The sequence below is a fragment of the Burkholderia sp. Ac-20365 genome (genome assembly GCF_017104715.1).
Taxonomy (GTDB): Bacteria; Pseudomonadota; Gammaproteobacteria; order Burkholderiales; family Burkholderiaceae; genus Paraburkholderia.
In genome coordinates this window covers 501633-523118 of the sequence record NZ_JAAGPI010000001.1, presented here as the reverse complement: position 1 = coordinate 523118, position 21486 = coordinate 501633, and the positions used below count along the sequence as shown (strand labels likewise).

At 62.1% G+C, this 21486-nt stretch carries 22 protein-coding genes; 8 read left to right on the top strand and 14 right to left on the bottom strand.

The annotated features are described in order from the left end of the window. Positions 1–70: 70 nt before the first annotated feature. The 3 genes from G3O01_RS02155 to G3O01_RS02145 all read right to left on the bottom strand — a co-directional run bounded on the left by G3O01_RS02155 (position 71) and on the right by G3O01_RS02145 (position 3320). Entirely contained in the window at positions 71–1291 is a 1221-nt protein-coding gene (locus G3O01_RS02155) for a porin (RefSeq protein ID WP_205802786.1), read from the bottom strand. Between the two features lie 60 nt (positions 1292–1351). Next, positions 1352–1894 carry a hypothetical protein gene (locus G3O01_RS02150; protein WP_205802785.1) on the bottom strand — a complete coding sequence of 181 codons (543 nt, stop codon included), beginning with the start codon at positions 1892–1894 and terminating at the stop codon, positions 1352–1354. 82 nt (positions 1895–1976) lie between these two features. After that, positions 1977–3320: an MFS transporter gene (locus G3O01_RS02145; protein WP_205802784.1), complete on the bottom strand. Its 1344-nt coding sequence runs from the start codon at positions 3318–3320 to the stop codon at positions 1977–1979. Between the two features lie 540 nt (positions 3321–3860). On the opposite strand from G3O01_RS02145, the gene G3O01_RS02140 reads away from it, so the two are divergent. Together G3O01_RS02140 and G3O01_RS02135 are read left to right on the top strand one after the other, a co-directional pair. Next, positions 3861–4562, top strand: coding sequence for a GntR family transcriptional regulator (locus tag G3O01_RS02140; protein ID WP_205802783.1), 702 nt, complete (start codon positions 3861–3863; stop codon positions 4560–4562). 40 nt (positions 4563–4602) lie between these two features. Further along, on the top strand, positions 4603–5850 hold the full coding sequence (locus tag G3O01_RS02135) for a LysR family transcriptional regulator (RefSeq protein ID WP_205802782.1): 1248 nt from the start codon (positions 4603–4605) through the stop codon (positions 5848–5850). Between the two features lie 75 nt (positions 5851–5925). Here the strand turns inward: G3O01_RS02135 and G3O01_RS02130 are convergent, their stop codons facing one another. The 8 genes from G3O01_RS02130 to G3O01_RS02095 form a co-directional block, all read right to left on the bottom strand. Continuing rightward, complete coding sequence (locus tag G3O01_RS02130; RefSeq protein WP_205802781.1) at positions 5926–6084, bottom strand: hypothetical protein; 159 nt, start codon at positions 6082–6084, stop codon at positions 5926–5928. A 293-nt stretch (positions 6085–6377) separates the two neighbouring features. Continuing rightward, on the bottom strand, positions 6378–7121 hold the full coding sequence (phbB, locus tag G3O01_RS02125) for an acetoacetyl-CoA reductase (protein ID WP_205802780.1): 744 nt from the start codon (positions 7119–7121) through the stop codon (positions 6378–6380). Between the two features lie 189 nt (positions 7122–7310). Beyond that, positions 7311–7829 (bottom strand): phasin family protein, encoded by a 519-nt coding sequence (locus tag G3O01_RS02120; protein WP_205802779.1) that lies wholly within the window; start codon positions 7827–7829, stop codon positions 7311–7313. A 248-nt stretch (positions 7830–8077) separates the two neighbouring features. Next, entirely contained in the window at positions 8078–8953 is an 876-nt protein-coding gene (locus tag G3O01_RS02115; protein WP_205802778.1) for a hypothetical protein, read from the bottom strand. Between the two features lie 172 nt (positions 8954–9125). Further along, positions 9126–9758: a response regulator transcription factor gene (locus G3O01_RS02110; protein ID WP_205802777.1), complete on the bottom strand. Its 633-nt coding sequence runs from the start codon at positions 9756–9758 to the stop codon at positions 9126–9128. After that, positions 9755–11389, bottom strand: coding sequence for a response regulator (locus tag G3O01_RS02105; protein ID WP_205802776.1), 1635 nt, complete (start codon positions 11387–11389; stop codon positions 9755–9757). Before G3O01_RS02105 ends, G3O01_RS02110 begins: the two co-directional genes overlap by 4 nt. Next, on the bottom strand, positions 11386–13542 hold the full coding sequence (locus G3O01_RS02100) for an ATP-binding protein (RefSeq protein ID WP_205802775.1): 2157 nt from the start codon (positions 13540–13542) through the stop codon (positions 11386–11388). Before G3O01_RS02100 ends, G3O01_RS02105 begins: the two co-directional genes overlap by 4 nt. A 137-nt stretch (positions 13543–13679) precedes the next feature. Beyond that, complete coding sequence (locus G3O01_RS02095; protein ID WP_205802774.1) at positions 13680–14009, bottom strand: hypothetical protein; 330 nt, start codon at positions 14007–14009, stop codon at positions 13680–13682. A 315-nt stretch (positions 14010–14324) separates the two neighbouring features. Here G3O01_RS02095 and G3O01_RS02090 point away from each other — a divergent pair, with 315 nt between their 5' ends. Together G3O01_RS02090 and G3O01_RS02085 are read left to right on the top strand one after the other, a co-directional pair. Next, positions 14325–14534 (top strand): hypothetical protein, encoded by a 210-nt coding sequence (locus G3O01_RS02090; protein ID WP_205802773.1) that lies wholly within the window; start codon positions 14325–14327, stop codon positions 14532–14534. A 10-nt stretch (positions 14535–14544) separates the two neighbouring features. Continuing rightward, entirely contained in the window at positions 14545–14835 is a 291-nt protein-coding gene (locus tag G3O01_RS02085) for a hypothetical protein (RefSeq protein ID WP_205802772.1), read from the top strand. Positions 14836–14854: 19 nt separating this feature from the next. On the opposite strand, the gene G3O01_RS02080 is transcribed toward G3O01_RS02085, so the two are convergent. Further along, the gene (locus G3O01_RS02080) at positions 14855–15340 is read right to left on the bottom strand and encodes a universal stress protein (protein WP_205802771.1); all 486 of its coding nucleotides are present in this window, start codon (positions 15338–15340) and stop codon (positions 14855–14857) included. A gap of 63 nt (positions 15341–15403) precedes the next feature. Further along, entirely contained in the window at positions 15404–15568 is a 165-nt protein-coding gene (locus G3O01_RS02075; RefSeq protein WP_205802770.1) for a hypothetical protein, read from the bottom strand. Between the two features lie 205 nt (positions 15569–15773). Here G3O01_RS02075 and G3O01_RS02070 point away from each other — a divergent pair, with 205 nt between their 5' ends. The 4 genes from G3O01_RS02070 to G3O01_RS02055 all read left to right on the top strand — a co-directional run bounded on the left by G3O01_RS02070 (position 15774) and on the right by G3O01_RS02055 (position 20430). After that, entirely contained in the window at positions 15774–16655 is an 882-nt protein-coding gene (locus tag G3O01_RS02070; protein WP_205802769.1) for a GNAT family N-acetyltransferase, read from the top strand. A 3-nt stretch (positions 16656–16658) separates the two neighbouring features. Continuing rightward, entirely contained in the window at positions 16659–17585 is a 927-nt protein-coding gene (locus G3O01_RS02065; protein ID WP_205802768.1) for a glyoxylate/hydroxypyruvate reductase A, read from the top strand. Between the two features lie 893 nt (positions 17586–18478). Further along, the gene (locus G3O01_RS02060; RefSeq protein ID WP_205802767.1) at positions 18479–19888 is read left to right on the top strand and encodes an aspartate aminotransferase family protein; all 1410 of its coding nucleotides are present in this window, start codon (positions 18479–18481) and stop codon (positions 19886–19888) included. A gap of 44 nt (positions 19889–19932) precedes the next feature. Further along, complete coding sequence (locus G3O01_RS02055; RefSeq protein WP_205802766.1) at positions 19933–20430, top strand: winged helix-turn-helix transcriptional regulator; 498 nt, start codon at positions 19933–19935, stop codon at positions 20428–20430. Here the strand turns inward: G3O01_RS02055 and G3O01_RS02050 are convergent. Next, positions 20424–21350 (bottom strand): LysR substrate-binding domain-containing protein, encoded by a 927-nt coding sequence (locus tag G3O01_RS02050; RefSeq protein ID WP_205802765.1) that lies wholly within the window; start codon positions 21348–21350, stop codon positions 20424–20426. The two genes, G3O01_RS02055 and G3O01_RS02050, sit on opposite strands and share 7 nt — an antisense overlap. Positions 21351–21486 lie beyond the last annotated feature (136 nt).

Here is a 21486-nt window from a genome sequence, read left to right as displayed (position 1 = left end):
GGTAACGGACGGATGCCATTACGCTACCACAAGCCGAACGGGCCGAGCCCGTTCGACCTTTTACATCACATCAGAAGCGGTGAATCACGCCAAGGCCAAACGCGAACTGACTCGCAGTTGACGACGGCGTCGAGTTGAAGCCATCGCCGATGCTCGCCGTTGCGTCGATGATCTGCCCCGCGCCGTTCGTGCCGAGCGTCTTGCCGTTCGCATGCTGATACGCTTCGAGCGCATAGAGGCCCGTGCGCTTCGACAGCGAGTAGTACTGCGAGAGGTTGAACTGCTGATACGAAGCGCTATCCGTGATGCCGTTCGCACGGGTCGCACGCGTATAGCTGTAGCCCGCCGCGAAGTCCCACACGGTAGCCGGTTTCCAGTGCAGCACGGCGCCGCCGGTATTGAAGATCGCCGTATCCCTGAACTTCGAATTGATGCCTGGAATGTACTGCACGTTCGAGTAAGTCGCCGTGATGTCCCACGCGCTGTTGAACGTATAGCCACCGCCGACGGCAAAGCGCTGCTGCGCGCGCGCCGTCTGATAGCCGTTCGTCAGCGCGGACACGCCGATCTGCGAGCCGCCGTTCGTCGTGGTCGAATCCGCGCCCCACGCGCCGCCGCCGGAGGTCGAGTTGTTGATGCGCGAGAAGCCGACCGCGAGACCGATCGGGCCGAGCGCGTACTGGATCGCGGTCGCCCAAGTCGAGCCCTGGTTCACGCTGCCCGCCACGCCGCCGAGCGAATACGAGCCGCTCACCGTCAAGCCGTACAGCTTCGGCGACGTGTATTCGAGCGTATTGTTCGCGCGGTAGATCGTGTCGAGTCCGTCGATATCGCCAGGGTGCGCGCCGTAGAAGCCGGTGATCCAGGTGGTCGGGCTATACGGCGACAGCAGCTGGTAATACGAAGCGTACTGGCGGCCTGCCGTGAAAGTACCGTACGTCGGATTCGTCACGCCGACATAGGCGAGACGGCCGAACAGCGCATTCGTATACTGCGCCGCGCCCGTCGACGAGTTGAGCCCCGATTCCAGCTGGAAGATCGCCTTGGTACCGCCGCCGAGATCTTCTCCGCCTTTCAGGCCGAAGCGGCTGCCAGCCCACACGCCCGGCGTCATCTTGACGACGGAGTGGCCGTTGCTCGTCGAGCCAAGCGAAGTCGAACTGCTCTGATAGGCAAGCCCGTTATCGACAATGCCGTACAGCGTCACGCTGCTTTGCGCAAAGGCCGGCACACTGCCGACGAATGCCGCCCCGATGACAACTGCCTTTACGCTGCTGGTACTCCTCTTCATTCTTCTGACCTCCATCCTTGCTGGTTGTTGCTACTGTTTGAATTCTTTGAACTGCGTCGTTTATTTTCTGTATTCGCTCAATTTCCGCTTTACCGTCAAAGCGAGTGGCACGGTAAAGAAGAAGTGAGACATGAAGCCGCCAATCACGACATTCGGATTCGTGTAATCCGGGTGGTTATCCGACGCGATGATGATCGCGACATGCATGGCGATCCATGCGAGCACCGCGTAAAAGAGCGCGACGAAAGTGGCTTCGTAACCGCGGCGCCGAAAGTACGGCCAGACCATGGCGAACAGCACGCCCCACGCAATCGCGAAGACAAAGTGAATGCCCGTGCCGACGATATACGCCCACACGCCAATCGATTCCTGCACCGCCTTGCCGAACACCAGCCCCGTTGCATTGCGCGGAATGCCTGCAAGCGGCATCAGATGCTGGATGCCCACCCACACGACCGCCTCGTAGATCCAGATGATCACCGCGCCGAGCAATCCGCCCGCAACGCCTGCGCGGAACATCGCCGACATGCTCGACCAACCCGCTGCGCCCGGCGCGAGATCGCCGCCGAGTTCCTTGCCGCTCATGCTGAAGTTGCCACCCATCTCCTGTCTCCTCATGTCGGTTAAAACGTTGGGTGCTGCGTGAGCCGATGGCGCTGCCATCGGCTTATTTCATCTGACAGGCTCAAACATCGGCGACCGGGCTCGTAATGAGGCGCGACGCAACGCGGTTCATCACGATCGCAATGGCGGCGATCACCGCAGGTACCGCGAGCACCGAGAACACCGTCGAGAAGCTGAAACCCAGCGAGAGCAACGCACCGCCCACGAGCGAACCGAGAATCCCGCCAAGCCGGCCGAAGCCGAGCATCCAGCTGACACCCGTTGCACGGGCACGAGTCGGGTAGCAGGACGGCGCGAGCGCATTGAGGCCCGTCTGCGCGCCGCTCATGAAGAAGCCGGCACACGCAACGAGAACGGGCAACATGCCGGACTGCAGCGTGCCCATGCCGAGCGCGAAGATGAACACGCCGCCAAGCAGATACGACATGCCGATCACCGCATTGCGGTCCATCCGGTCCATCGCGAAGCCGACGGCGACTGCGCCAACCGTGCCGCCAAGCTGGAACATGCCGGTGATAGCGGCCGCGCGTTCGACAGGAAGGCCAGCATCCTTGATCAGCGTCGGCAGCCAGCCCGTCAGCAGATAGATGATCAGCAGGCCCATGAAGTACGTGACCCACAGCATCAGCGTGCTCATCGCGTAGCCGTCGGCGAACAGCATGCGCACGGGCGCTTTCGCTGCGACGACAGGCTCAGGTGCCGTGAAGCGCACGTCTTCGTCGAAACGGTGGCCGCATACGCGTCCCAGCGTGCTTGCGATCCGCTCCGTAACGGCCTTGCGCACCAGCATCAGACGTGCGGACTCGGGCAGCAGCCACAACAGCAACGGCACGCTGACGATGGGCAGGATGCCGCCGAACATGAACACGGCACGCCAGCCGAAGTGCGGAATCAGCCACGCGGCGATGAAGCCGCCCGCGCCCGAGCCGAAATTGAAGCCTGTAAACATGATCGTGAGCAGCAGCGAACGGCTGCGCGACGGCACGTATTCGGACAGCAGCGTCGTCGAGTTCGGCATCGCTGCGCCGAGCCCGAGGCCCGTGAGAAAGCGCAGGATGACGAGCGCGGTGGGCGTCTCGGCGAATGCGCACAGCAGGCTGAAGAAGCCGAAGCAGAACACCGAACCGATCAATATCTTCTTGCGCCCGACCCGATCCGCCATCGGCCCGGCAACCAGCGCGCCGACTGCGAGGCCGACCATCGCGGCACTCATCACGGGGCCGAAGGCCGCGCGGCTCACGCTCCAGTCATGCATGATGACGGGCGCGACAAATCCCATGACCGCCGTATCGAGCCCGTCCATGGTGACGATCCAGAAGCACAGCACGAGCACGAGCCACTGGTACGCCGACATCTTGCGTGCGTCGATAAACGCCTTGATGTCGACTGATTCTGCAGGTTTCATAGATGTCTCCGGAAAAAAGAATCCCCGCCCTGGGCTTCTGACGAACCCTGGGTCTTGTTGTATCGAAGGAGAAAAGCGACTACGAAAGAGTCAGCGGCTGTGTTCGCTGAAGGATGTGCAACCTGCCGATCTCACTTGCCATTTCGTTCTCTTCCGTCACTTCACGATGCGCGACGTTCACGCGCCAATCGGATTGACCGCAGTCTTTGCTGCTTGCTGGACTTGCGGCTATCTTGGGATACAAAGATATCGATGCAGGCCAGGTTCCCGGTAGTGCGGGTAAACCACATGAAATCCTTGTCAGACTCAGTAAGAAAGGCGTTCGGGCAGTACACAGGCGGCTTCGATGCGGCTCAGTTCCGCGCCAGACAAGCCTTTTGGTATCCCGGCGAGCGGCCTCGCACATCCGTTTGCGCATCGGCAGACGTACATGCCGATAAACAGAACAGATGGCAAGCGAATCAAGTCGCAATGCGCTGCAGAAGCGTTGTGACGCGCTCGCGAGCGCCGTTATACTGACCAGCCGATGAGTCGAAACACATGAACGAGACAACACAGCAAGCGATCGTCCAGACGCTGCGCGAAAAGATCCTGTCGGGCGAGCTGGCGCCCGGCCAGCGGCTTGTCGAAGCGCAGCTCTCGCAATGGCTTGGCGTGTCGCGCACGCCGCTGCGCTACGCATTGAGCGTGCTCGCCAGTGAAGCGCTGCTGGAGCGCTCGGGCGCGCGCGGCTATGTGGTGCGGCGTTTCAGCGTACGCGACGTGCTCAATGCGATCGACGTGCGTGGTGTGCTCGAAGGTCTCGCCGCGCGCACGGTCGCGGAACAAGGCGTGAGCGCGGCGCTCGCCGCGGCGCTGAACGCCTGCCTGCGCGAAGGCGACGAGATCTTCAACGCGGGCGCGCTGAAGCAGGGCGACGACGTGCGCTATGCGGCGATGAACGGCCGCTTTCATGCTCTCATCATCGATGCCGCACAGAACGCGGCCATCAGCGCTGCATTGAGCCTGAACGACAAGATCCCGTTCGTTGCGCCCTCGACGATCGCATTCGACGACTCCGCGCGCGAACGCCAGTTCGCGATGTTGATGTACGCGCACCGGCAGCATCATGCGATTGCCGGCGCGCTCATCAACGGCGAAGGCGCACGCGTCGACGCGCTGATGAAGGAGCATACGAATATATCGAAGGAAAGCCTCAATCTGTCATTGCCCGCCCTGCGCCTGATCGCGGGCGCCGCATGATGACGATTCCCGCAACACGCACTTTCCTACGGCCGGTCACGTGAGCAGCAAAGAACTTCTCAATATCGCGCAGTTGCGCGCCTTCAAACTCGTCGCCGACACGGGCAGCGCGACGCGCGCGGCCTCCGCGCTGTTTCGCGCGCAATCGGCGGTGACGCGCTCGGTGCAGGAACTCGAAGCAGCGCTCGAAGAACCGCTGTTCGATCGCAAGCCGTCCGGCATGCTGCCGACGCCCGTCGGCCGCGCTGTGCTGAATCGCTGCGAACGGCTTTTTGCCGAACTCGAAGAACTCGCGCAATGGTGCGCCGCGCGACAGGCGCGCCGCCGTCCCGCTGCCGAGGGTTCATTGCCCGCCTATCTGCTCAACACGCGGCGTTTGCAGCTGTTTGCAGCGCTCGCGCGGCATCGGCATATGCCGAGTGCGGCGAAGGCATTCGGCATCAGCCAGCCGGCTGTGAGCACCGCCATTCGCTTGCTCGAAAGCGGCTCGGGCTTGCAACTGTTCCATCGCAGCCCGCGCGGCATCCTGCTGACCACGGAAGGCGAAACTTTTCTGCTCCACGTGCGCCGCGCGCTGAACGAACTGCGTCACGTGCCCGACGATATCGCCGCGTTGCACGGCTATATTCAGGGCGCGGTAACAGTGGGCGCGCTGCCGCTCGGACGTACGCTGATCCTGCCGAAAGCGATCGCCAGCATGAGCGCGAAGCATCCGGGAGTGCGCATCATCACCGACGAAAGCGCGTACGAAACACTCGTCGCAGGTCTGCGCGCGGGCGACATCGATTTCATTCTCGGCGCGTTGCGCGAGAACGACGCGTCGAGCGGCCTCATGAACGAGCGCCTGATGTCGGACGATATGGTCGTGCTCGCAAGGCGCACGCATCCGCTTGCGAACGCGCGCGGCCTCACCATTGCGGATCTGCAGAACGTGCAATGGATCGTGCCACGCAGCCATGCACCTGCGCGTGGGCTCTTCGAAGCGCAATTCAAGCGCATCAAGCTGAAGCCGCCAATGCCGTCAGTCGAAACGGCGGATCTTGCTGTCATTCGCGGCCTGCTGCTCGGCACGGACATGCTCGCGGCCTTGTCCACGCAGCAATTGCACTACGAATGTCAGTCGGGCGAACTAGTCATGCTGGACGTGAAGCTGCACAACACGCGGCGCGATATCGGCCTGACGATGCGCGCGGCAGGCACGCCGTCACCCGCTGCGCGCGCGTTGATCGACGCGATACGCCTTGCCGTCGTCGACGTGGCGCGCACGCTCAGCACGGCGGAAGCGTAAGCGATCCGCGTGCGGATCATTCCCAAAAGCCAAAGCGCCCTCGCACGATGCAAGGGCGCCAACCTGCCATGCCTTTTAACGCCGCGCGCGCGAGAAGCGGCACCAGCTATGGTGATCCAGGTTCTTCAACAATTCCGCGCGCGTCCGCTCGCGACGGTAGTGCTGCACCACCGACAGCAACGCAATCAACAGCACGGATCCACCCAGCGCAGTCACAATCCATGTTTCGTTCATTGCCATCCCCTGTAGCAACTACTCTTGCAGCATCGCCTCGGGTTTCAGAGCGGGCACTGGCCGGACTTCGGACAATTTCCGGCTTGCATGCACTGCTCGAAAACCAGTTCGCGGTATCGACCCGCATCACGATCCGCAGGAGTACGCGGCCCAAAAGTCCGGTTCACGACGACGACCCGATTCGTGCACCGGCATTGATAAAGCTGTTGTTTTGTCTCCACCACTTCTTCCTTGTCGGGGCCTTTCCGTTTTCGCCATGAGAGGCACGGGCCCTCGTTCTTGTCGATACAGAATCAGTTCATATGCTGGCCGCCGTTCACAGCCAGATTTGCGCCTGTGATAAAGCCCGCGTCTTCCGTGCAAAGGAACGCAACGAGCGCGGCCACTTCTTCGGGCTTGCCGAGACGGCCGGCCGGAATCTGCGGCAGGATCTTCGTGTCGAGGATCTCCTGCGGAATCGCGGTGACCATCTTCGTTGCCAGATAGCCCGGCGAAATCGTGTTGACGGTCACGCCCTTGCGCGCCACTTCCAGTGCAAGCGCCTTCGTGAAGCCGTGCATGCCCGCTTTTGCAGCCGCATAGTTGGTCTGCCCGACCGATCCCTTCGAGCCGTTCACCGAAGAAATATTGATCACACGTCCCCAGCCGCGCTCCATCATCATTTCGCAGACGGGCTTCGTCATGTTGAAGACGGAGTCGAGATTCGTGCGCATCACGGCGTCCCAGTTCACCTTGTCGAGCTTGCGCAGCGTCATGTCGCGCGTGATGCCCGCATTGTTCACGAGGATGTCGACGGGACCGATCTCTGCCGTGATCTTCGCCACGCATGCGTAGCACGAGTCGTAGTCGGCGACATCGACGGGATAGGCATAGAACGCGCGGCCCGAGGCTTCCATCGCAGCCAGCCATTCGTCCTGGCACGTATTGCCCGGCGAGCACGTCACGACCACGCGATAGCCGGCGTCGTGCAAACGGATGCTGATAGCCTCGCCCAGACCACCCATACCGCCCGTTACCAACGCAATTCGATTAGTCATCCTTTACACCTGTCAGTCGTTTGTTGCGAAACTTCCCGATCGTCAACTGGCCGGTTCGCAGATGCGGCCGTTGACTGGTCTCCCCGACTGATCCTTTATGTCGCCGCTCGCTGCGGCGCGCGCGTTTCGCGATTCACTGCGACGTCGCGTGTCGGTAGATGATCCGGCGTATGCCTGTGCTTGAGGTGATTAATCGACAACCGCTTTGTGGGGACGCGTGTCGGCGGAAGCGCGCGCGATCGCGTCTTCGGTTTGCTGTTGCGCGAGCGCTTCGGGCGTCGACGCGGCGCCAAGCGCCGTCGCGACAGCCGAGGTCACGGCAGATGCAGCCGCTTGCGTGCGGCTCTGGAATGTGTCGACGACGGCGCGCAGATGGATGTCGTTCGTTTTCGCTTGTGTTTGTCCGACTTCCTGAAGCGCGACGTTCATGCGCGACACGATACGGCCGAACTCCTCGCCGTATTGCGCGCATAGCGTGGTGAACTGCCTGGCCGCATCGCAATGGATGGCGGACAGTTCCGTCACGCTGCGAGCACTGCTGATCGTGCTCAGTGTTTTCAATGCTTCGCCATTGAACTGGCTAATCATCTGTAAATTAAGTGCGGCAATGGATTGCACTTCCCGAACAGCGGGAATGGCCCAGGCGTGGAGAGCAGAGATGCCAGGCTCCCACGCCGATATGACACCTACGGAATTCCGAGTGTTCATTGACGTGACTCCGTTAGTCTTACTAATTAGCTCATTGCCATATGCACAGCGGGGCCGCGCTGTGTCATGCGAATAGCATGGATGTTCGCAACTACTGAATGTTTGTGCGAAGCACCATTAGAAGCGTCATTCTAAACACATCATTTGACAATCATTAACTAGTGTTACGTAGGTAGTTACCCTAGGTTTTTAGGGTGATTTCCCACATATTGAGCCAAATCAACGCTGATTACGTTTCAGCGGATGTGCTAGAGATGCATCCAGTACGCGTCCGGAATCGCGCGGTCTTCATCTGACAAAAATGGATTGTCGATACGGATGATTTTTCGTCCGGCCAGATTTGCGCGCTTCAACGCGTTCTGGATATACGGATGCGTGTTGAACAACTTCAGATATGAGCCGTCGCGCCACGCCGCCGAGAAACCTCGCGCGATCGTCGCGGCGAGCCGTTCGTGATTCGGCGACACGTAAAACAGAAAATCGGAGCGATAGGCGAGCAGAAGACGGTTTTCGACGGCGAGGTTCGGTTCCGTGTCCTTGCGCGATTCGATCTCCGGATACGCCTCGATCACCCCGCGCGGAAAATAGTCGACGCGCCGCCCTTCGACCATCTTGAAGATCGTTTCGTAGGTCGATGTCGTCTGCACGGAGAGGCCTGCGTTGCGCATGATGTCGGTGTCGATCCAGCCAAGGCCCTGAACGCCCGTCATCGAGCGTAGATCGTCGAGTGTTTCGATCCGGTCGAAGTCGGGCTGCCTGTCCTGGCGAATAAGGAACACGCGATACCCGATCAGCCCGCGATGAATCGGGATATGCACGACGTTCAGGCCGCGCTCGGCCTGCGCCTGCATGCTGGTCCAATGCAGATTGATGCTGGTGCCACTCGCGAGTTCGGCCAGCGCGCGGCCGCGCTCCATCACGAGATCGAGTTGATGCGTCGTATAGGACGCGTTGGCCGCCTTCATCGCGACATCGAGCGTGGCGAGCGCGAAGGCGGCATGCACGTCCCTGCCCGGCCGGATCTGCGGATAGACGATATCGAAATGGTCGCCGGGTGCGGCCCGCGCCGCGAGCGTCGCGCCCGCGGCACTCGCGGCAGCGAATAGAAAACGCCTGCGATGCATAAATACGAGTGACGAATACGGGAATGCGGATAGGCCGCGTTGCCGGGCCTGCTCTGATCGTGTCAGGAGCCAGCCCGCATCGACATTCGGGCAAACCCGCCGACATATTGCAATCGCGATGCTTACTTCGAGCCTTCGCGCATGCGACTTATGTGGAAACGCTTACACCCGCCTATTCGGCGATCAATCCATGGCGAATGGCGTAACGGATCACCTCGGCATTGTTCGCAAGACCGAGTTTTTGCATGAGCCGCATCTTGTGCGTGCTGATCGTTTTCGCGCTGAGCGCGCAGGTGTCGGCGATATCGTTGATGCTCTTGCCCGCCGCCAGCATCTGCAACACCTGAAATTCGCGGTCGGACAGCACTTCATGCGGCGGCACGTCGCCGCGATGCGTCTCGAAGACCATCGCGTCGACCAGTTTTGGATCGATGAAACGCCCGCCGTCCGCAAGCTTGCGAATCGCGGCGAGCAGCACGTCGGGATCGCTGTCTTTCGTCAGATAGCCCGTCGCACCTGCACGCAACGCACGCGACGCCACCTGCGCCTCGTCGTGAATGCTCAGCACCAGCACGGGCAATGTGGGCAGATCGGCCCGCACGCGGCGAATCAGATCGACGCCGCTGATGCCCGGCATCGTCATGTCGAGCAGCAGCAGATCGACGGCACAGGCGCGCAGCTTGTCGACGACTTCCGCGCCGTGTGCCGCTTCCGCCGCGACCACCATATCGCTGGTCGTTGCGATGATCTGCCTGAGTCCGCCACGCACGATCGCGTGATCGTCTGCAATGAGTATCCTGATCATGTTTTTGGGCCGCCATCGAGCGGCATGTGAATCGAAACCGTCGTGCCCGCGCCCGGCGCGCTGTCGATCGACAGCGTCGCGCCAATCAGGCGCGCGCGCTCGTTCATGCCGAGCAGGCCGTACGAGTACTCGCGATGCGCGGGATGCCGGTCGAAGCCGCAGCCGTTGTCGCGCACGTGCAGTTCGAGCTTGCTGGTGGTCGAAATCAGCGACACGTCCACACGCGTCGCGTTCGCATGACGCGCGACGTTGGTCAGCGACGCCTGCACGATGCGGAACACAGCTGTCGCATGTGCATCCGACAGCGCGGGTTCGCCGCCTTCGATACGCAGTTCGCAGGGAATCGCATTGCGCCGGTTGAATTCGTCGACCAGCCATTCGAGCGCCGACACGATGCCGAAGTTGAGCGCTGCTGGCCGCAAATGGCTCGCGACGTTGCGCACCATCCAGATCGTGCCTTCGACGAGTTCGCGCATATCGTCGGCCTTTTTGGTCGCTTCGGGATCGTACGCGAGGCGCATTTTCAGCAGCGACACATCCATCTTCAGCGCCGTCAGCAACTGGCCGAGTTCGTCGTGAATTTCCATCGCGATGCGCTTTCTTTCCTCTTCGCGAATCGCTTCCATGTACGCAGAAAGTTCGCGTTGCTGCTCGCGCGATTCGACCAGTTCCTGCTCGATCCGCTTGCGCCCGGTGATGTCGTTCATGCCCACATAGATGGCAGGCGAGTCGTCGTAGGTTGCGACGCGCGCGGTCGCCATCGCCCAGAACTGCGTGCCGTCGGGACGCCGGAAGCAGACTTCGGTATCGCGCAAACTGCCTTCCGTTCGCAGATGCCCGATCAGCCGTTCGCGCTCCATCGGGTCGGCGTAGAAGTCCGCGATGTTGGCGACCTTCAGCGCGACGCCGTCATCCATGCCGAACAGCGCACGCAGCGGCGCATTCGTGTACAGGATGCGACCGTCCGGCATCGACGTGATGCACAGCGGCACAGGACTCGTTTCGACGATCGCCCGAAAGCGCGCTTCGCTTGCCTGCACGCGAGCTTCCGCGCGGCGTCGCTCGTCGATCTGCGCCTGCAGGTTCGCATTGGCACGCGCCAGTTCTTCCGTGCGCAACGCGACGCGCCGTTCGAGATCGTCGCGCGCCTGCTTGAGCGCCGCTTCCGTATCCTTGCGCACGACGACTTCGGCAAGCAGTTGCCGGTTTTGCGCGACCAGTTGCTTGTGCATTGCGCGCAGTTCGAGATGCACGCCGACGCGCGCAAGCATTTCGTCGACTCGCAGCGGCTTGGTCACATAATCGACGCCGCCTGCGGAAAAGCCTTCCACGCGGTCTTCGTTGCCCGTCAGAGAAGTCATGAAAATCACCGCGATATCGCGCGTGCGTTCGTCACGCTTGAGCCGGCGACAGGTTTCGAAACCGTCGATGCCTGGCATCTTCACATCGAGCAGGATCAGATCCGGTTGCGCGAACGCTGCGCGCTCCAGCGCCTCGATGCCATCGAGCGCAACCAGCACGCGGATGCCGCGCGCCTCGAGACTGTCGACCACCACGCCCAGATTGGCGGGCGTGTCGTCGACGATCAGGATCGTTCCCGAAGTGGCAGTGGACGCGGCGAGCTGGCTCATGATGCCGTGTTCCCTTCGAGATACCGCTCGACCAGTTGCAGGATCGCTTTCGACTGATACGCTCGCGCCAGTTGACGCAGCCGCGCCGCGAACACCGCGTATGACGGATCGCTCGCGGCAATCCGCTCCGACCATTGCGCGATGCCGCTCATGTTGCCGTCACGTGCGAGCTGATGCAGTTCGCTCAGCGCTCGCGCGGACATGCCGGCGGGGAACGTCAACGGCAAATCGGACATCGCATCCTGCTGCACAACCGCATAGATCCACTCGATGCCGAGCACCGAAGCGATCCGCGCCAGCAGCACATCGAAATCGACGGGCTTGCTGATGAACGCGTTCGCGCCCGCTTCGAGACTCTTCGCACCGTCCACGCCGAACGGCGACGCGGAGATTGCGATGATCGGCGTGCGAGCGAAAGCCGACATCGCGCGCAGACGGCGCGTGACCTCCAGACCGTCGATGCCGGGCATCACGATATCCGTGAGAATCAGATCGGGCCGCTCGCGTTGCGCGATGGCGATGCCGTCGGTGCCGTTCGCTGCCTCGATGGCGGCGAAGCCGATGCGCGCCAGCAGTTCCGTCATCACCAGCCGGTTGACCTGCACGTCGTCGATCACGAGCACCTTGCGGCGCGGTCCCGCGTAGCCCGTGACAACCGCGGCCCGGCTAGCCGCACGCGCCGCGTCTGGCTCCACGAGCGCGGGCGGCAGCTCGAACCAGAACATGCTGCCGCGACCCGGTTCGCTTTCCACTTTCACTTCGCCGCCCATCGCGCGCACGAACTGCCGGCTGATCGCGAGGCCCAGGCCCGTTCCACCAGCGCGGCGTTCCGCGCCGCCCGCCTGCTCGAACGGCATGAAGATCTTCTCGTGATGCACGGCGGCAATACCGATGCCCGTGTCGTGCACCTCGAAGCGGACCGCGCCGTTTTCGCCGCACCGGATGACGAGGCGCACCTCGCCCGCATCGGTGAACTTCACCGCGTTCGACAGCAGATTGAGCAACACCTGACGCAGGCGATGCTCGTCGGCACGCACGCCGCACGGCGCATCGGCGGCGACCGTGCATTTGAAGGCGAGCCGGCGCTGTTCGGCCTTCACAGCGATGATTTCGCGGATCGAATCGACCAGACCTTCGAGCGGCACGTCGCAGATTTCGATGCGCAGCTTGCCTGCTTCGACTTTCGCGAAATCGAGCGTCTCGTCGATCAACGTCAGCAGATGCTCGCCGCTTTGCTGGATCACCGCGACGCCGTCGCGCTGGCGCGCACTTAGCGTGCTGTCGCGTCCGAGAATCTGCGCGTAGCCGAGAATGCCGTTGAGCGGCGTACGCAATTCATGGCTCAGGTTCGCGAGGAATTCGCCTTTCGCGCGATTGGCCGCTTCCGCCATATGCCGCGCTTCACGTTCGACAGCGGCCTCGCGTTCGTCGAGATACGCGCGATGCAGGCCCATGCCCATGGCGTTGAACGCCGACACCACGCGGTCCAGTTCGTCCGGCTCGCGCGGCGGCGTGCGCTGCAACACGAACGGGCGCGGCGGTTCGTGGAAGTCGTAGTCGCTGACGCTGTGCGCAATCGCCGCGAGATGCCGCGTCACGAGCCGCCACAGAATGTAAAACGTGAACAGCGCGACGAGAAACGTATTCGCGCCCTGGCTCACGAGTATCACGAGCGCGGTGCGTGTCAGGTCGTGATAGAGATTGGCAAGCGTCGCTTCGACATACAGCGTGCCGATCTGCTCGAGCTTGTCCTGCACGCGGTACATGATCGGGAACTCGCGGGACATCGTCATGCGCGGCATGCGCTGGCCGACGCTCACGACCATCGCGGAACTGACGGACGGCAGCTCGCGCACTTCGGCCGCACGGATATCGGCAAGGCGCAGCATGCCTTCGAGTTCCAGCTTCAGTTGCGGCTGGTCGAGCCGCCACAGCGCTTCGCCGAGACTGTCGCGATAGCTGCGATCGATATCGACGAGACGATTCTGGATCTGCTCGACACCGCGCTGATAGTCGCGGTAGAGCTGCAATGCAGTGAGGATCAGCGCGATCGCGCAGCTGAACGCGAGCACCGTCGCGAGCAGGCGCAGCACCACGCTGCGCCGCACGTAACGAAGCCCGCAAAAACCTGCGTCGAATCTGTCGAGAGCCATATCACCCCGCGAGTGCTGCTGTTCTCGTTGTCCTATTCTGCACTCGATGCCAAAGCCCGGTCCATCGGCCCGGACCATCGGCCCGGACCATACGCCCGAAGCATGCAACTCGCCGGGCGTTTCAAACGTGTGTGCTTCTACCCCGCCACTTCCGGCATTTCGCCGAACACCTTCAGCCTGACCGTGCGCGCCGGCCGCCCGACGAGTTCCTCGATCAGATCGGCCATTTCGCAGAGCGCCTGAAATCCTTCGCCGTCGAGTTGATCGGCGTGATAGCGCCGCAAATCGCACATCGTTTCGCCCAGACGCCGCAGCGCAGCGGGCGTGCTGTCCATCAGCGGCCAACAGTGCATCAGATACGCGAGCGCCGTCACGCAGCGCGTTTCGCACCACCTGTCGAACAACCGCAGACAGAGCAGGTTGACCTGCTCCACGACATTCTCACGCTCGGACAGATAGGCAATCATGACGCGTCGGCTTTACGTTGTGTTCGTTACGATGGCCCATGATCTGCGAGTCATTTTTATGTCGCAGTCAGCGCGCACTGGAAAACCGGCGTGTGACATCCTGATTCGCGTGTCAGGAAATCCTTAACGCCGTGTATGCGCGAATGCCTTTTCCGATACGTAAAAACCCTTGTATTTCATCGCATCGCAGGCTCGTGGCCAGGGAAATCCTGACGCTGCAAATCAGCGTTTCCTGAACCCACTTTCCGCCGCCGCCGATTGGATTTGCAACGGTTTCTCACTAGCATCGGTTCATCGGGCATCAGGGGGACGCACATGTTTGACGACGCTTCGAGCGAATTGCCGCTCTATGTGATCGATCTGCGCGCATGGATCAGCGACTGGTACGACCATGCCTATGCAGTCGGTCTCGTTCGCCCGCCCTTTACGCTCAATGAATCGACGGCCGGGCGGCTCGAGGGCTATTTCAGGGCGGGACTCACGCCTGCCGAAGGGGCCATTGCGTTCTTCGGCGTCGTGCATTGAGGTGACGCGCATGAGATTCGATGAATTCGATGCGCGCCTGTCGCAACTATTACGGGCGCTGCCCGCCGGCACGATCGCCGACCTGACCGACGGCATGATTGCATGGTGGAGCGGCACGCGGACGGTGTACGCGTGGGTCGGCGACGGCGGCCGCGCCGGACCGGGCTCGCGCGAACTCGATCTCGCCGATGACTGGGGTCGGTTTCACGACTGGCTCGCAGCATGGATCGACGAGCCGCGCTTCAGCACGCGGCCCGATGCGCCTGCCTGCTTGCAGGATTTCGCGCAAACCGGCGCCTGAAGCGATCCCACTTCACCCTTCAGACGAACGGCGCTTCATCAGCTGCGTGTTGCTCTGTTTTCGCGTGCCGCTTTTTCATCGATGCCGGATCGCGCACGATCGTCACGGCACACGGCGCATAGGCCAGCACCTGACGCGCGACGGAGCCGATCAGCCAGCGATCGAACGGCGTATGGCCGCGATGCCCGACGACGAGATGATCGATCGCATGCTGCTCCGCATACAAAACGATCTCTTTCGCCGGCTGGCCGATCACCAGATCGAACTCCGCGCGATCGTTCGACGACGTGAGTTTGGCCTTGATGTCGTCGAGCACTTCTGTTGCGTGACGCAACTCGAAGTCGACCATTTCCTTTCTTTCCAGCTCGATCGCGCCCCAGTCCGGCGCGCGCGCGACGACGAGCACGTGCAGCCGCGCGTCGAAGCGTTTGGCCAGATCGACCGCGAACGCGACCGCGTGGCGCGCGGACGGCGAGCCGTCATAAGCTGCGAGGATGTTCTCCATGATTCGCTCCCTTCCGGTCAGAACCGGAGCGAGCCTTGCCTGAACGGCGCGTTGCGGGGCGCGTCAGTTATCGTCGCTTCGGCTCGGAAGATGCTCGTGCGGGACGGGCTCGGCCGCGTCGGCGTCGGGAAGGTCGTCTTTCGCGGGCTTGACCGGCGGCTTGCCGGATGAGGTTTGCGCGGGGTCGACAGGCTTGCCGGTCGGCTCAGCGGATGGATTGGAGGGCATGATGGGCTCCTGCGCTGATAATGCTGTCCTTACCATGATAGGTCGCATTGAGCGTGCTGTTGGCGCCGCCCGCAGCATCCCGCTTGCGTTTGCGGCGGTGCGCAAAACGGCCCGCGCGGGCGTCGGTTGCAACAGGATCGTCCTAGCCGCCGCGCCCGTGAAATGACACAGTGACGCTCGTATATTCCTGCCCGAGGAGCCCTTCGTGTCCGTGTCCGAACCGCTTTCAACGCTTGCCGCCACCTACCGGCCTTTCACGCGCGACGACATTGCTGCCGCGCATGCGCTGTCGCTGGAGGTCAAATGGCCGCATCGTGCCGAAGACTGGCGCTTCGTCGCCGATGCGGGCAGCGGCTTTGTGGCGCTGAGCGGCGAGCGCATCGTCGGCACGGCGCTGTGCTGGAAGTATGGCGAGGACGGCGCATCGCTTGGCATGGTGATCGTCGCGCCGGACCAGCAAGGACGCGGGATTGGACGCGAGTTGATGGAACGTCTGCTCGAAGCGCTGGGGCCACGGACCACGGTATTGCACGCTACGCCAGCCGGTCAGCCGCTGTATGAAAAGCTGGGCTTCAGCGCGATCGGCACGATCAACCAGCACCAGTCCGCCGATTTTCGCGTGCCGCAGATCACACTTGCACCCGACGAACGGCTGCGCCCGCTGCAACCCGCCGACACACCGCGCCTGATCGAACTCGCGTCGTGCGCGAGCGGCCTTGATCGCGGGGCACTGTTGCCTGCGTTGCTGGAAATTGCGCAAGGCGTTGTATTGGAACGCAGCGGCGAAGTACACGGTTTCGCGCTGCTGCGGCCGTTCGGTCGCGGACATGCAATTGGCCCGGTCGTCACGCTCCGCTCCGCCGACGATACGGCGCGCGACGCGCAGGCGCTGATTGCTCACTGCCTTGCGGCGAACGCGAACGCCTTCACGCGCATCGACACACCCGGCGACAGCGGCCTTACGCCGTGGCTGGAAGTACTTGGGATGCCGCGCGTCGACACGGTCATCAAGATGTCGCGCAACGGCACGCCGGCGCACGATGCTTCCGTTGTGCAGTTCGCTATCGTCAATCAGGCACTTGGTTAAATCATGACGCTTCTCTACAAGGCCGACCCCGAGCGCGGCAAGCAATGGGCGCAATGGTTTGCGCAAAAGGCGCCTGAGGTTCCGTTTCGTTTATGGCCGGATATCGGCGATCCCGCCGATGTTCGCTATCTGGCCGCATGGCAACCGCCTGAGGATCCGGCGCGCACGCTGCCGAATCTCGAAGTGATCTTCTCGGTGGGCGCGGGCATCGATCAGTTCGATCTGTCGCGCGTGCCGCCGCATATCGCTGTCGTGCGGATGATCGAACCGGGGATAGTCGAGGGCATGGTCGAGTATGTGACGCAGGCCGTGCTGACGATTCATCGCGATCTGTTCGACTATGGCCTGCAGCAACGACAGCGCGTGTGGCGCGAGATGCCCGTGCGTGCGGCTTCGACGCGGCGCGTTGGCGTGTTGGGACTTGGGATGCTCGGCACGGCGGTGCTGGAGCGTTTGCGGTTGTTTGGGTTTCCGTGTGCCGGGTGGAGTCGGTCTGAGCATCGGATTGAGGGTGTCGAATGTTTTGCGGGTGTTGAGGGGCTTGATGCGTTTCTGGCTCGCACGGATGTGCTGGTTTGTCTGCTGCCGCTGACTGATGCCACGCGTGGCATGCTCGATAAGCGTGTGTTCGGCGGGCTGCCGAAGGGGGCTTCTTTTATTAATGTCGGGCGGGGGCCGCAGGTTAATCAGCAGGATCTGCTTGATGCGCTTGATAGCGGGCAGTTGCAGAATGCCATTCTCGATGTGACTGATCCGGAGCCTTTGCCGGAAGCGCATCCTTTCTGGATGCATCCGCGGGTGCGGATTACTCCGCATATTGCCAGTGCTACCCGGCCTGAGACGGCTGTTGATGTGGTGGTGGAGAATATTCGCCTTTGGCGGCAGGGGTTGGGGATGGTTGGGGAGGTTGATCGGAAGCGAGGGTATTAGGTGTTTTTTTGTCTTGCGACGCTTTGGTTTGGTTTTTTGCGGTTTTCGCTGGCATCCGCGTTATGCCTTCGTGCTTCACGCGTCGCCCCTGTGCGGGGCGGCACTTACTTTCTTTGCCGCCGCAAAGAAAGTAAGCAAAGAAAGCGGGCTAACACCGCCCGTTCTTGACCTCCGCCTGAGGGCCCCCAACGGGTCCTCCACTTCACAAGGCAACCTCTCAGTCCCCGCCCGTTGCCAACGCTTCGAATCGGCTCATCACCCGCTTCACACTCCCGCGTCACCACATACGCGATCAAATCGCTCCCGTTCTATAGCGGCAAACTGTGTGTCGGCTTTCGCGCGGTGTGCGCTTCACTCCGGACTGAAAAACACCGTCGGTGTCGTAAGAGCGCTGAGGTGTGAAGCACTACGACCTACACACAGTTTGCCACCTGGGCGGCCGTAACCAGTCGCTGCCGTTTGCTGCGTTACGGGTGATTGGAGTGGGTGAGGCGTCCGTTCGGAGCGCTAGCAACGGGCAGTGAATGGCAGAACGCCGTGTGAAGGAGAGGACCCGTTGGGGGCCCTCAGGCGGTGGTCAAGAACGGGCGGTGTTAGCCCGCTTTCTTTGCTTACTTTCTTTGCGGCGGCAAAGAAAGTAAGTGCCGCCCCGCACAGGGGCAACGCTTGAAGTAGGCAAGACAAAACGCGGATGCCAGCGACGACAAAAGCAGACCATCCCAGCGTCGCAAGACAAAAAAAAACCCACCACAGCACAAAATGCTACAAACACCCCCAAAAAAACCACACCAACACTATCGCCAGATTTATTTGGCAAATCAGACACCAACCAACCCTGAGTAGTATGAACACATCCCTCCCCCTCCCGCGAAAGCGAAGAAACGAGACCCCCCATGCATTCGAAAAACCTGATCGAAGCAGACCGCAAGCACCTAATCCACCCTGTCGTCAGCTACCGCGCACATGAAGCCCGCGGCGTCACCGTGCTGGAATCCGCCCAAGGCGTCTACCTCCGCGACATCGGCGGAAAAGAACTCCTCGACGCGTTCTCCGGACTCTGGTGCGTCAACACCGGCTACGGCCATCAAAGCATCGTCGACGCAGCGACAAAACAGATGGCACGCCTGCCCTACGCAACCGGCTACTTCCACTTCGGCTCCGAACCCGCCATCGAACTCGCCGCGAAACTCGTCGAACTCGCGCCCACGTCGCTGCAACACGTGTACTTCACACTAGGCGGCTCGGATGCCGTGGATTCAGCGCTGCGCTTCATCACGCACTACTTCAACGCGACAGGCCGTCCGTCGAAAAAGCACATCATCGCGCTGCAACGCGGCTATCACGGCTCGTCGTCGATCGGTGCGGGCCTCACCGCGCTGCCCGCGTTCCATCGCAACTTCGATGTGCCGCTGCCCACGCAACATCACATCCCGTCGCCCTACGCATACCGCAACGATTTCGCCGACGATGCCGCACTCATCGCCGCTTCCGTCGCCGCGCTTGAAGCAAAAGTCGAAGCCCTCGGCGCAGATAATGTCGCCGCCTTCTTCTGCGAGCCGATTCAAGGCTCCGGCGGCGTGATCGTGCCGCCCTTCGGCTGGCTGAAGGCCATGCGGGAAGCCTGCCGCAAGCTGGATATCCTGTTCGTCGCCGATGAAGTCATCACCGGCTTCGGCCGCACGGGTCCGCTGTTCGCGTGTCAGGCGGAAGGCGTCGAGCCGGATCTGATGACGGTCGCCAAGGGTCTCACCGCCGGCTACGCGCCCATGGGCGCGGTGCTGATGTCGGATGCCGTCTATCAAGGCATCGCCGACGGCGGCGATGTGTCGGCCGCGATCGGCCACGGGCACACGTATTCGGCGCATCCGGTCAGCGCCGCGATCGGGCTCGAAGTGATGCGCCTTTATCACGAAGGCGGGCTGCTCGCGAATGGCGTCGCACGCGCGCCGCGCTTCGCGCAAGGGCTCGATGCGCTGCTCGCGCATCCGCTCGTCGGCGATTCGCGCCATCGCGGCCTGCTCGGCGCGCTCGAACTCGTCGCCGACAAAGACACGAAGCAAGGTTTCGACGCGTCGCTCAAGCTGCCCGACCGCATCGCGACGGCCGCCTACGCGAACGGCCTCGTGTTCCGCGCGTTCGGGGACAACATTCTCGGCTTCGCGCCCGCGCTCTGCTACACGGAAAGCGAGTTCGACCTGCTGTTCGAGCGCCTCGAAAAGACACTCGACGACGTGCTCGCGCAAGCCGACGTGCGCGCCGCGCTGAAGGGCTCGATCGAATTTAAACGCCGCGCGGCTGCGTGATAACATCGACCGACCCTTCGACATGCGGGACCGACCGACTCACGATGAGCACCGACTGCAAGCTGGACCGAATCGATCTGCGCATCCTCTCGCAACTGCAAAAGCGAGGGCGCATCACGAACGTCGAACTGGCCGACGCAGTCGGGCTGTCGCCCAGCCCTTGCCTGATCCGCGTGAAGCGGCTGGAGAAGGCGGGCTATATCATCGGGTACGGCGCGCAGATCCAGCTCGAAAAGCTCGGCGACGTGCAGATTGTCTTCACGGAAGTCACGCTCGCCGATCATCGCCGCGAAGACTTCATCAAGTTCGTCAACGCGATCAAGGATGTCGACGAGATCGTCGAATGCCATCTGGCGAGCGGCGGCTACGACTATCTGCTGAAGTTCGTCACGCGCAGCGTCAGTCACTATCAGAGCATCATCGAAGGGCTGCTGGAGCGCGATATCGGCATCGAGAAGTACTTCAGCTACGTCATCATCAAGACGCCGTTCGTGAAGACGCACTATCCGCTCGAAACGCTCTTCTCACAGAACCATCATTGAGGCGCGTCGGGTGCGTAGGGTGCCGCCAGGCGGCCGAATTCATCGGCCAGAAAATCGACGCACACCCGCACCTTCGCCGACGACGCCAGCCGCGCCGGATACACCGCCCACACGTTCGCGGGCTGCGTGACGCCAGGCAGCACCTGCACCAGCGCGCCCGATTCCAGCAAGCCGCGCACGTCCCACATCGACCGCAATACGATGCCGCGCCCGGCCAGCGCCCATTGCACCGCCACTTCGCCGTGATTGGTCGACAGCGGGCCCGTCACCTTGACGGAGATCGCCTCGCCCCGTTCCGTCAGACGCCAGATGCCGAACGGGTGATCGCGCTCCTTGATCGCCAGACATTGATGTGTGCCGAGGTCCGCCAGCTGCCGCGGCGTGCCGTGACGCTTCAGATAGTCCGCCGACGCACACAGCACACGATGATTCGACGCAAGGCGCTTGGCGATCAGATGCGGCGCGATATCGTCGCCGATGCGGATGTCGAGATCGAAGCCCTCGCCCGCCACATCGACGATGCGGTCGAACAGATCGAGCCGCACGCTCAGTTGCGGGTAACGCTCCGTGAGCCGCGCGAGTGCCGGTGCCACGACGTGCCTGCCAAAGCCGAAGCTGCTCGAAATGCGCAACGTGCCACGCGGCACACGGCGCGTGGTCGATACGTCTTCGACCAGCCGGTCCACATCGTCCAGAATCTTTTCGGCCCACGCGTAGACGCGCTCGCCCGCTTCCGTGATCGCGACGCGGCGCGTCGAGCGGTGAAAGAGCCGCGTGCCCAGATCCGCTTCGAGCATGTTCACGCGTTTGCTGACATACGCCGCCGATACCGACAACGCGTCCGCAGCCCCGCTGAAGCTGGCTTTGCGGGCGACGGTGCAGAACACGCGCAGGTCGTCGAGGTTCGGCGATTTATTCACAGTTCGTGCATAGTGGCTTAACCGAAAGCGCGATTTTATGACGGTTAATCAGGAATAGACTAGTTGTTATTGCATGCTGGGTCTGAATGACCCGAACCTTTTCCGAACCTTCCTGACACTTTCCCGACGAGGAGAC